The following is a 12704-nucleotide window of genomic DNA, read 5'->3' as shown; positions in this document are numbered from 1 at the left end:
TTATCTGATTTTGCGGATTAATACCGTTGCGAGTAATGGGCTAATAGCAAATAGGGCGAATAACCAGATTGAAGCTTGCTGTGCTCCCGCAATCCCCCCAGGGTTAATTAGCCCGCTATTATTGACGACGACTCCCACTAAGGCGGCAGATAGCGCGGTTGCATACAATTGAATGGTAATAATGGAAGAGGATGCGAGGTTTTCCTCTCCCTCTGGCGCATTTTTAAAAACATGCAATACCAGGTGAGGCCAACACACACCAATTCCTAGACCCACCCCTGCCATGGCGATGAGATAAATAACGAACAGTGGCCATGATTCAATAAGCTGTTGATTATGCGTTAAAACAGCAAGAACAATTAAAGACATCAATATGATGACCGGCCCTATTCGAATAATTCGGATAACAATCGCCCCCGTTTTATTGGCACTAAAGAGCGCTCCGATGGTCCAACCTGCGGCCATTATTGCGGTTAAATAACCCGCAGTGAGTGGAGAAAACTGATGGATGGTTTGTAAGAAATAAGGGACATAAATTTCTGTTGTCATGCCTCCAACTAACAAACACATGGTTAAAAATATGACGCCAAGTGGGCTTTTGAGTGAATAGGATCCAGTTGGTAATAAGCGTCTGTCATTTTTGCCATCGAGTAAGGCAATAGTCAGCAGTATGGCTAGACCAATTAACAAACCAATAAGGTTTATGAATAAACTTTCAGACAAACTTCCAATTGAAATAGCAAGAACGGATATCACTAACAAAGAAATCGCTAGGAATGGAACTTTGCTGTTTTTTGGTGCTTGAGTTTGCTTTTTAGGAAGTTGATTGATGACAATGAGTGCGAGAAAAACAGCGACAGGCAGTAAAGCCCAAAATGCCCAACGCCAGTGGCCACTTTCTGCAAAAATCCCCCCAATTGCAGGGCCACAGAGTGTTGCTATTCCCCACATACCCGAAACAACTCCCATTGCTCGGGACCATAAGTTTTCGGTAAAGACAATGCGGATCAATGCATAGCTAAGAGCAAATAGAATACCACCCCCCAGCCCTTGCAATGCTCTACCACCAAGTAATACCAGCATTGATGGGGACGCTGCACACCAAATAGACCCCAAAGAAAAGAGAATGAGTGCGAATAAATAAGAATATTTAGGCCCAAAACGGTCTAATACTTTACTGGAAAGGGCTGAACCGACAATGGATGTTGCTACAAATAAAGTGGTATTCCATGCGTAATATTCGAGACCACCAATATCGTTAACGACACTAGGCAATATGGTTGTTACGATATAAATATTGATAGCATGTAGTGCAACACCTCCAGTTAGGGCAATAGTGAGTAATGCATTAGTGCCACTGAGTAAATCAGCCCATTTGGCTTGAGGTATGGTTGATGTTTCATTGCTCATAGAGAGACCCGCTAGACGGAATAGTAGAAAAAGAGGTATTATCCAAGTAATAGCTTGGATAATAGAGTCGCATAATGATTAATGCAAGTAATTACTTTGATAATTTAAATTTGACACAGGCCGTGGATAAGGTTCTTTTTTGTATCAAAACTAAAGGGCCAATTTCTACCGCTGTGATCGCAAATGATTTAAATATGACCGGAGAAGCTGCAAGGCAGCACATCCAAAAACTGACGTCATTAGGGTTAGTAGAGGGGGCGCAGTGCTTATCGCAAACAGGGGCAGGACGTCCTCGACAAAATTGGGTATTAACGGAGTTGGGGCATCAACGCTTTCCTGATACTCACGCGCAACTTGCTCTGCAATTGATTGATTCCGTTCGTACTATTTTTGGAGATGAAGGACTAGAAAAGCTGATTAACCAAAGGGAAACGGAAAGCAGAGAAAAATATTTTGCCCGTTGTAAAAATTTACCATTAGCTGAGCGGCTTGAAGCATTGGCTGAAGTGCGTAGCGAAGAAGGGTATATGGCGAAGGTTGAGCAAGATGGTGACAGTTGGTTGTTTATCGAAAACCATTGTCCAATTTGTGCAGCAGCCACTGCTTGCCAAAACTTTTGTCGGTCGGAATTGGCGTTGTTCAGTGAGATTGTGGGTGATAATGGTAGCATTGAACGCGAACAGTACTTACTAAATGGTGCTGGGCGCTGTGTGTATCGTGTGAAGGTTAAAAGCTAAATACCGAGACACCTTGGTATTTAGCTTAATAATAGTATTATCTCTCAATTATTAGTGTTTCAGTTGACTCAATATATGGCGCCAGCTCTTCGTTGTTAAGCCATAACGGTTTCTTACCAAATTGCTGATATAAAGAAAGTTGATCTTGATAGTGAGGCGAAGGTTTTCCTTGCGGGGAAATAAAGCCACTTTGCCCTGGAGCTACAACGTCCCATGCGCTCACCCCTTCTTCGGTAAACACGATTAAGTCGTTTTCAGTTCCCCGATTATGGTATTCATTTTGATGGAAATTTTCTTGAGGTAAGGCTTGTGGTATACCAAAAAAATTATTTTCACGGAAGGTTAATGCCGTGGCTGGTGTTTGCCAATTAGTCGGGTTATCACCGTATTTTTCTATCATTTTTTGGTAAGTCGTATTCAAAGCCTTTCTAATAACATCATTCTGCGGTTGTCCTGAAAATAAATCGATAGACTGAGATATGGGGGATTTATCTTCTAAGAGAGATTCATACAGTAATTTTGCACCTGTACTGATATTTAATGACCCTGTTGGGCCTTCTTGCGTCGTCTCATAACCACTCGCTAGGTACCATTTATCAAATGGTGCAGGGACGGTTTGGCCTAGGGTGGCTTTAAGCATTTCTTTTAACCAGATATCGAGGATAGCAGACCCTGGGTGAATATAATGTTTTCCATCACTTGATAACTGGTTTATGCCATCCCATTGCTGGAGCATGGACACTAATTTGACGCTATTGTCATTTGATGGCAAACCTTGTGTCGCTTGAGTTAGAAATGGTGTAAATAAGCGATGATTAAGGTCGACACGGCTAGTTTGCTGTAAAATCGCCCACATATCATCAGCCGTTAACTTATCATAGGCTTCAATGCGGTTATCGATTTCTTTCACCCTATCTGCACTGCCCCATAAGAAGGCAAATAAGTCGCTAGCGGGGTAATTTTTAGCTGGAGAGTTATTCCAGTTGGCGATATAACCTGATTTGGGGTTATACACTTTTGGATTATTAGCAAAGGGTTGTATACCTTTCCAGTCCCATTCTCCTGTGCCTGATACTGGTAAACGAGGATCATGGTTTATTTGGCGATCGGGGTAGTGTCCGGTATGGACATAGCCAATGTTTCCGTCTTTATCTGCATAATACCAATTGATCGTCAGTGCTTGGTTTTGTGCTTGGTCTAGCCATTGCTGCCAGTTTTGCGCTTGTCCTTGCTTTACCCAAGCCATTAAGGATGTAAGCTCCTTGCCATCCCATGCGCGAGCTTTGCTGTAGGCGGTGTGAGTTGTCTTATCCCGTTTAACCACATTACCGTGCACAGTACGGTATATTTCAAAAGTAATGGGTTGTTCACCTTTTACATTCAATGTCTCTTGGCGAGAAAGCATTTTCTTCCACTGCCCTTGGTGGAGGTAGCTATTTGGGTCTTCAGGTGAAACTTGTTCTGCAAATATATCAACACCGTCACCAAACCCAGCGGTAGAACCCCAAGATATATGTCCATTATGGCCGAATAAAATCGCGGGATAAGCAAACGGTGTATTTCCGACAATATTAAACCCTGCCCCATGTAAGCCAATACCGTATGTATAGGCTGGGTTAAACCAACCAAACTGTGGGCCATTAAGTAAAATGGCTTTTGCGCCAGAAGCTTTTGCTTTTCCAACAAGCCAAACATTGCTGGTGGTTGGGTAGCCAGCTAGCCCATTCGCACCACTTTGTTCATATTGCTTAGCGATTAACGCATTATTTTCTTGAGAAGAAAGTGCAATGACTTTTCCAGTTGTATCTTTGGCTGTGCGTTCAAACATGGGAGCAGTAAGTCGGTAATCACTAATTTGATTCAATTGAGATATATTTTTTGTTTTTTGTGAATCTGAATAGGTGAACTCTTCTGATGATATTGTTGTTGGCGCATTGGGATTATTAAGCCAATTAATTTGGTTAAAGAACTCTACTCCCAATTGTTCACCGTACTTATCTTTAAGCGCAGTGAGTAATGCTAGGTTATCAATTTCACTATTCATATCGGAAAAGCGGTTTGCCATTGTACCGACCATAATCATAGCAACATCAAAACTCGTCCATTGGGATGGCAAAAAATCATAGTCAATGAACTGTTTTGGCATTAAGTCATCTGGCTTAGTATTGATTTGTTTAATCCATGCATTCATACCATCTGCATACCCTCTTAAAATATCTTGTTCTTGGGAGGGTAACTGATTGATTTGTTTATGGATAGAATCAGGCCAATAGTTGTTTCTGATTTCTTTATCAAAAGAAATATAATCCTTACCTAATACTTCAGAAACAGTACCTTGGGTACTGCGTTTGGCCATTTCCATTTGGAATAATCGGTCCTGTGCCACAGCATAGCCGTACCCATAGAACAGGCTATAAGTATCATTGGCATAAATATGAGGGACGCCATAATTATCTCGTTCAATTTTAATTTGAGTTGATTGAGAAAATGATGACAGTGATAAGGAGCTTAAACTTAGAACAATAGCGATTGAGATGAGGTGTTTTTTCATTTATTGAGTCCCATGTTGTTATTATTTTTCGAGACTATCATTATTATAATGTTAATAAATGGTTAATTTATGGTTAATTGTTAATATGTGAACCACGATCACATAAAAAGATACATAAATTTAAATAAAGCATAAAAAGTGAGTCATAATTGTGATGGTGCTAATTTAAAGTGAGCGATTATTGGTTTTTTGATGGTAACGATGACTCAGCCATGCATAGATAGCCCCTGCAATAGCCCCCGCTATATGTGATTCAGTTGAGATGTATAAGTGAGTAGGTAATAAGCCGCTAGCCATTGTGCCAAAATAGAACAGCACTAATAATGCGATAGCGATATCACCCCATTTTCGCCGGAAGAAGCCTTGAGCAATTAGCAACCCCCATAAACCAAAAAACCACCCGCTTGCGCCGATGTGAACTGCATTCCTACCAATGAGCCAAACTGCTAACCCACCAACAATAATGATAAACAGTGATGCCAATATGTAAGCTTTGATGGTGCGATGAAGCAATAATGCGCTTAAGATGATAAATGGAGGCAAGTTGCTGAGTAGATGCTCCCAGCTTCCATGAATAAATGGAGCGAAGAAGATACCGAGCAAGCCCCATTCTGTACGTGGAACTAGCCCAAATTGGGTTAAACCGCCAGCGGTTAAGCTATTAACCGATTGAACAATAATAAAAATTGCAACAATTGAGGTTAATAACTTAACGCGAGGATACCCTGATAAATAGCTCATTAGTGGTTGCCAAGTGCTTGAACACTTTCAACGAGTGACGCTAGCTGGCCAACAACCCGATCACCAATATCTGCATTATCTCCACCTAACGATTTGTTACGCATAAAGTCTTTCTTGATTTGTTGCCAACGTGCAGAATCTTTTTCTGTTAATGTACCACGCAGTTCAGCGAGTTTGAGTAGGTTTTCTTCTGCACCCGTTGTGAGCAGCTGTGCTTCACCCAAGTAGTGGTCATCGAGTAATCTTTCAAGTTCATTATTATTCATCACTGAAGAGACTTTTTCGCTGAGTTTATTCATATTACGGTAACTACCTTGCAAGCGAAATGCAGGCTCTGTCCGGTACTTATCGGATTGCGCTGCGCTAGCGATATAGTGTTGATTCACTTTCAATACAACATCCCGTAACTTAATTAACTTGCTGATTACCGAGGTGATTTCATTAATTTCTGCATCAGAGTATGGGTAACTTAAGGTATTGGTAGAGACAGATTTGCCCATCGCTTTATCGACAAATAAGTACAGGTCGTTCAGATCTCGTAATGCAAGAGGGGCTAATACAGGGTTTGATGTCAGGCTGTTTTCGATATAGCTCAAAGCAAATGCTTCATCCATACCCCCTAGCACCTCACCAAGGTTATAAATATCAGCGCGGTTTGCAAGCATGTCAGGGATCCGGAAAACTTCTCCAGACTCGGTATAAGGGTTACCTGCCATAACGACACAGAATTTTTTACCCCGCATGTCATACGTTTTGGTTTTGCCTTTCCAAACCCCTTCAATGCGTCGTGTTCCATCACATAAAGAGATAAATTTTTGCAAAAACTCAGGGTGTGTGTGCTGAATATCATCAACGTATAGCATCACATTATTACCCATTTCTAAAGCTAGATTGAGCTTTTCTAGCTCTTGTCTTGCCGTTGCGTTAGGCGCTTGTTCAGGATCAAGAGAAAGTACATCATGGCCAAGAGCAGGCCCATTGACCTTCATAAAAATTAGCCCTAAACGGTCAGCGGCATATTCCATTAAAGTGGTTTTACCGTATCCGGGCGGTGAAATCATTAATAGCAGCCCCATGAGGTCAGTGCGTTTACCTTCCCCTAAAGCCCCAATTTGTTTTGCCATGTTATCGCCAATGATAGGCAAATAGACGTCGTTTATCAGTTTGTTACGTACAAAAGAGCTTAGTGGCTTTGCTTTGTATTCATGCAGTTTTAAACGGCTACGTTCTTCAGTCACAATTTGTTGGCGCAGAGTTTGATACTGGCGGAATTCGGGAATGAATCGCTTCCTTTGACCACGCATACGACTGAAGTAGTTATCTAAACTCAGTGCTAGAGTTTGGTTTTCAATGGTCGGGTGTTCACCGAGCAACCCGCTAACCTTAAAGTAAAGGTCTGCTTCACTAAAGCGAGCGGAAGCTACTTTATCTAAGATAATAATGGCAATAGCACCCGGTATGTATGGAACAAGGTGAGCAAATTCAGGGGTTGAGCACAGCCCTTGTAGCCAGTTTTGAACTAATGACCAGCGCTGGGCGTAGCGAGCCCCTAAATTTTGTTGTGAGCGATTAAAATCACCCCACATATGGGCTTCTTCTAAGCGGCTCTGGAGCGCTAAAACTAACTCCCTTGCGTACTTGCTATAGACGAGCTCTATCGGAGTTCTTGCTAATACAAAACTAAGGTATTCAGCGGCTTGGGTTTGCTCATAAGCTTGGCATTGAATGGGGTTATCTTGTAAAAATAAGCTAATCCCAGCTTCGATTTCGGCTTGTAGGTCAAGAAGTGCATTGTCATTATGGAATAATTGGTGAATATTCATGGCTGTTCTTGCACGTTCAGGCCATAAAGCGGGGAAATCGTCGTTTTGTACTTGCTCCCAATAAATAGCTGCGATAGCACGGGCTGTCGGGCTATACCGTAATAAATCTGCACTTTCACCGATTGGCAGTAGTTTTTTCAGTAAAGCAACAGCATCGTGGTCATGAATACCTTTTTCATAGCCTTCTTTATAGCGTGGGCTCGCAAAATCACGGACAATTTTTTCAAGTTTTTCCGTTGATGTTAATGCGTTTTTTAGGATATCAAAATCTAGCCCTTCTTGGCGTTTTGTTGCGGCATAGATAATTGAATAAGCAAGGTATTCTGCGCGGTAAACCGTATCAGATTCGGACTCTAATGAGGCACTCCAATAAGGTTTGAGTTGTGATAGTTGTTCATTTTCTATGGGTTCTTGGAAATCTGTTCCTGTGAGATAAACCCATAGTTGTTCATTTTTTGGTAAAATAGTGAGATCAAGCTCTTGAGTGTTTACGCTGAACCGGTGACGACCGAGCTTAATGACATTCCCACCATCTTCAAAAATATCTGTTTTATCACGCAAAACTCGAATGGCTTGGTCCCGAGAGGATTTCAAACGTGCATCAATATCATCAGCTTTAACGTTATCGTTAATTTCCCTTAATTTTTCAATTATTTCACGTGTTTTAAGCGCTAGAGGGTCTGAGGCGAAGAAGGCATTGAGCTCATCTTGAGATTGTAAACGAGTTGTTCGTCGTTGCAGGCTGTCTAGTAGGCGATCTGCTGCAGTAACTAAATTTTGGGCGCGGCGTTGGCGGTCATCAATAAGAACTTGTTTATGTGATTCAAAGGTTTCGAGTAATTCTTCCCGCTTAGCCAAGATATCATCAAGAAATTCATCATGATTGCTAAATTGGCTTTCGAGTTCTTCTAACTGAACAAGCAATCTTGATAACTGATCATCGCAACGTTCAGGATCAGTGGCAAGAGACAGGGCATTGGTAATGCCTTGGCTGAACAGCCGGAATTGTGCGCCAAATTGAGCGACGGTTTCCACACTGCTTTGTGATTTTCGTTTTTGTTGTAAACGAGCTCTAGATTGGTTTAGCTGAGCATAGATTTGCGAAATAGCATCAATAATGTGGGTTTGTTGTGTGACATCGTTGAAACTCAGTGAAGCCATTAAGTTTGATAGCATATCTAAATCAGTAGACATTTTTTCCATATCCTTCATGGGAATGTCTAGCTGAGCACTGTTTTGGGCTTTTTCTATTTGTTCTTCGAAAACAGTTAATTGTGTTTTAAAGGGCTGTAATGCTTTATCGCTAGCCAGGAAAACAGCGGTTTCTTGCGATACATATTGTTGATTTTTCTCTATTTCACTTTCCATTTCGCTAAGCTTTTCTAAATCCATATAGCGAAATTCGCGCAGTGAAATCAAGTGCCCGCGTTGAGCACTCAGGGCATTTAAGCCATCAACAAATTGTTGAATATCAGCCCAACTTTCAGGCAACGTTAGTGAAAGTAGTGATTTTTGGCGGCTGATGGCTTCATTCATTGATTTAGCTGATTGCTGCCGTATGCTTTCGACCTTCTCATATTCATCAAGGACAAGTTCACTTGTTTGGGTGATTTCTTTGAGCAATTTGCCAATACCAAGGCATTGTTCATCACCAAACCAGTAATAAATATCCAGTAAATTTTTTGCTTGTTGGCTGAGCTGTTCGTAGCGAGCAATAGAAATTTGGCTGCCTTCTATTTCTTTGGAAACATGTAATATTTCAGAAATACCTCGAACTAAATCTGCATTGCCGATACGCCCTAAAAAACCGCTACGAGTCGGCTGTTGGTCGGCAAATTCTTCTGAGTAAAATGGGGTCTGCCAAACTTGCATAGGATGAACGCGAGTCGCTTCTTCGCCTTCACCTTCAAATAACACCATTTTTCCGTCTTCAAGCATGGCATAGCCATGGCCAATAAGCGGAACTGAAAGTGTTCGTTCAATTAAATTGTAATTGAATAGAGCAATACGACCTTGATTTGGTGAATAGAAAACATATAGGACATCTTCTCCATTTGGAGAACGACGCAAACGGCGAAAACGCATTCCATCCATAGACTGCTCAAACGTTTTATAGTCACCATTTTGTAAGTAGTAGCCGCCAGGGAAAATAATACCGTGGTCTTCTGGTAGCTGGACACATGCTTGCCCAATGGCATCAATGCGTTGTACAGATTGAGACAGCGTGTTGTAAACCAAGTAACGCCAAGTTTCTTCTCGATAGGGTAAAACTTTTAAGATAATTAAACTGCCAGTTTGTGCATATTCAATTTGTGCGTCATCTAAAGATTGGTTTTTATCAAGAACAGCTTCTTGGTAAATCCCCAAACCATCTTCAGTGTTATTTTCACACTTGATGGTTAAATCACCGCCAATAGTTTCTATGAATACAGTGTCAAGAATATTGATGTGAGGGTATCGGCCATTAACCGTGTCTTCCCGTGTGGTTTTTTGCCATTCAAAATCATAGGCTGGTGGGAGGGCGATATCGCGTTCACCCCGGTTATCAATATACTCAATTTTGCGTTTGTCGCTGGAGATTGACCAGCGAAAAACTCGCACGTCCGTGATGCGATCGCCAATTTGAAAACTAGCAAGAAGTTTGCCGTCCCGTTCAACAAGTTGCAGTAACTGTGTGTTCTTATAATAGGTATAGAGTTCAGTAAAATCTTGAACAAAGCGATTATCGCTCAAGAAGGTATCTTCATAAGGGACTGCTTCAACATCAAACTCATTGTCGTTTTCAATTAACCGATATAGTGAAAATACATCTTCGAGGTGCGTTTCTTTTTTTAGGCCGAGGAATACGTTATAACCGAATAAGAGCCATTCACCGACGCGGACAATGTCCCTTGCTTGGCAATTATTTTCAGTACGAATGCGAATACGACCAATAATATCCATTTGGCTTTGACCAAATTCATCCAACCGCATTTCATTGAGTTGTGCGGCTTTTTGATGCAGCTGTTGCCCTTGGTCGGTCAGGCGTTTGCGTAATATTTCATAAGCACCACCTTCTGCAACAGCGCTATCGAGTATTTCTTGTTCGCGATCCGTATCCTGAATATCTGACATTGCGCAGCGAATTCCCTTAACTAAGACAATAAAAATGGAAAACAAATAATGAAGAACAATAGGGGGTAGGTTCACTACCCCAATGTGCTAAAGGTTTACAGCTGGTCATCCGTCGGTGGAATCGGTTTTGACATGACTGTTTTTGCTGGCTGGTTAGCCCCTTTAGCTGCCATAAAACCGTTGATAAGGTCTTGAACTTCTGGGTTTTTCAATAATGCGGCAATATCAATTTTTTTGTCTTCTTTGCTACGATTTATGAGCTTCTCGACATTTTCTTTTGCGAAACTGCTTTTATCCATAAAGCCATCAACCGCTTTACCGAGGCTTAGTGCTTTAGAGAAGGTGTTGAAGAAGCTGCCGTCGCCGCCCACAATTTCAATATTGGTTTTGCTAAGAGCTGCAGCCAATACATCAGCTTGCTCGCGGGCAATTTCTTTATTTGCGTCGATAGAGGCCATGGATTGTTCGAACTCTTTCTCAAGGCGCATACGAAACTCTTCATGTGAACGTGCAGTATCGCTGAGGTGATCCATTGATTTAAATTTGTCGGTTAAACCATCGGCTTCAGCTTTCAAGCGTTGGCGGATAACTTCTGCTTGCGCTGAACCTAATTGTCCTTCACCTCGAGCTTGTGCTGCCAGTTTTTCTTCCAGTACTTTCGCGTCAGCTAAGCCTAGTTTTTCTTTAGCATTTGCTTGTTGTTCTTCACCACGAGCTTGGGCTGCTAATTTCTCTTCAAGGATTTTTGCTTCAGCAAACCCTTGTTGTTGCTCTGCTTTAGCTTTAGCTTCCATAACCTGGGCTTCTGTTAAGCCTTTTTCTTTCAGCCCACGTGCTTCTGCTAACAGTTTCTCAGCCGTAATATTGGCAAGAACAAGACCTTCTTTTTCTTCTGCCTCTGCAGTTGCTTGGCGAACTCGAGCTTCTGCTAAACCTAATGCCGCGTGTTCGGCTTCAACCCCTTCAGCTAAGCGCTTTTTGGCTTCAGCTTGCTTTGCCGATGCTTCGAGTTCTGCTTGTGCCATGGTGCTTATTTCTTCTGCACGGTGTTTAGCACTGGCTTCATCAGCTTCGGCTTTTTTCACTTGGCGAACTAGCGACTCTTCTGCTTCTGCCTGTGCGTTAATCACGGTGACTTGGCGCATGCGTTCAGCTTCAGAGACTTCACGAACTTCTTTGATGCGTTCTTCTTCTTGTGCCACGGTTTTTTCAACGGCTACACGCTCACGTATAACATTGGAGATATTTTTGCGTTCTTCTTCGAGTGCTTTTTCTTTTTCTATACGTTGTAATTCAACTTCTCTTTCACGGGCAACAATTTCGAGCTCACGTGCGCGGCTCACGCGTTCTTCTTCGATGGCGACTGCACGAGTACGGTTTTGTTGAGCAACTTCAACTTCGCGCATGCGGTTTTCTTCACGGATTTCAATTTCTTGCTGGGTTTGAATACGCGCTTGCTCTGCTTTAAGGCGCTCTTCTTCTTGAACACGTAAGGTTTCAGCTTGTTCACGTGCACGAATATTATCAATTTCACGTTTTTGGCGAGCTTCGGCATCGGCTTGTTGGCGCTCTAAGGCTAAACTTGCTTCGCGGGTTTCAACGTTTTTCTTTTGAATTGCGAGCTCTTGATCACGCTCTTTTTGGTTGGTCTCAATATTGTGGATCGCGGTGATTTCAGTAATTTTACGAATACCTTCGGAGTCAAAGATATTGTTTGGGTCTAAGGCTGATTTTGGTGTTTGTTCTAGGTAATCAATCGCCACATCTTCAAGTGCATAGCCGTTAAGGTCCTTTCCTATCACATCAACAATGCGATCACGGAAGTCTTGTCGGTTTTCAAATAAAGTGGCTAAATCCAGTTGCTTACCGACTGTTTTTAAGGCTTCAGAGAATTTTGCACTGAATAATGTACTGACCGCTTGATGGTCTGATGCACGGTCAACACCGATAGCTTTTGCAACTTTCAGCACATCTTCTGTCGTTTCATTCACTCGCAAATAGAAAGCAACAGTGATATCAGCACGTAAGTTATCATGACAAATCAAGCCATCTTTACCGCGGCGATCAACTTCAAGTGTTAGCAAAGAGATACGCATGAATTCTTTTTTGTAGATGACAGGGTAAACTAATGCCCCTGTAAAATGCACTTTAGGCTGTGATGACATGTCATTGACAATCAAAGCAGTACCTTGTGGAACTTTGATATAGAAGGCTTTGAATAACCCAAAGAACCCTAAAATAACTAGGATGATCCCCCCGATAATTGTTAAAAAGGGCATTAGTGCAGCCAAGTCCATATTAATTCTCCATTGGTTCTGACGATGACGT

The 12704-nt window shown here is 41.9% G+C and carries 6 protein-coding genes; 1 reads left to right on the top strand and 5 read right to left on the bottom strand.

Features of this window, described 5'->3' with window-relative positions; all coding sequences use genetic code 11:
• Positions 1 to 1410: an MFS transporter gene (locus CYG50_RS19420; RefSeq protein ID WP_102140067.1), complete on the bottom strand. Its 1410-nt coding sequence runs from the start codon at positions 1408 to 1410 to the stop codon at positions 1 to 3.
• Positions 1411 to 1484: 74 nt separating this feature from the next.
• Here CYG50_RS19420 and CYG50_RS19415 point away from each other — a divergent pair, with 74 nt between their 5' ends.
• Positions 1485 to 2147 (top strand): helix-turn-helix transcriptional regulator, encoded by a 663-nt coding sequence (locus CYG50_RS19415; RefSeq protein WP_102140066.1) that lies wholly within the window; start codon positions 1485 to 1487, stop codon positions 2145 to 2147.
• A gap of 37 nt (positions 2148 to 2184) precedes the next feature.
• Here the strand turns inward: CYG50_RS19415 and CYG50_RS19410 are convergent, their stop codons facing one another.
• The 4 genes from CYG50_RS19410 to CYG50_RS19395 form a co-directional block, all read right to left on the bottom strand.
• Entirely contained in the window at positions 2185 to 4698 is a 2514-nt protein-coding gene (locus CYG50_RS19410) for a penicillin G acylase (RefSeq protein WP_102140065.1), read from the bottom strand.
• Positions 4699 to 4863: 165 nt separating this feature from the next.
• Positions 4864 to 5439, bottom strand: a complete 576-nt coding sequence (locus CYG50_RS19405; RefSeq protein ID WP_102140064.1) for a rhomboid family intramembrane serine protease — start codon at positions 5437 to 5439, stop codon at positions 4864 to 4866.
• Positions 5439 to 10376: a DNA repair ATPase gene (locus CYG50_RS19400; RefSeq protein ID WP_102140063.1), complete on the bottom strand. Its 4938-nt coding sequence runs from the start codon at positions 10374 to 10376 to the stop codon at positions 5439 to 5441. The genes CYG50_RS19405 and CYG50_RS19400 overlap by 1 nt, the downstream gene beginning before the upstream one ends.
• 95 nt (positions 10377 to 10471) lie before the next feature.
• Entirely contained in the window at positions 10472 to 12673 is a 2202-nt protein-coding gene (locus CYG50_RS19395; RefSeq protein ID WP_102140062.1) for a flotillin family protein, read from the bottom strand.
• Positions 12674 to 12704 lie beyond the last annotated feature (31 nt).

The organism is Providencia huaxiensis (assembly GCF_002843235.3).
Taxonomy (GTDB): domain Bacteria; phylum Pseudomonadota; class Gammaproteobacteria; order Enterobacterales; family Enterobacteriaceae; genus Providencia; species Providencia huaxiensis.
Note: the sequence above shows the minus strand (reverse complement) of the source record. Positions and strands in the feature narration are given on the sequence as shown.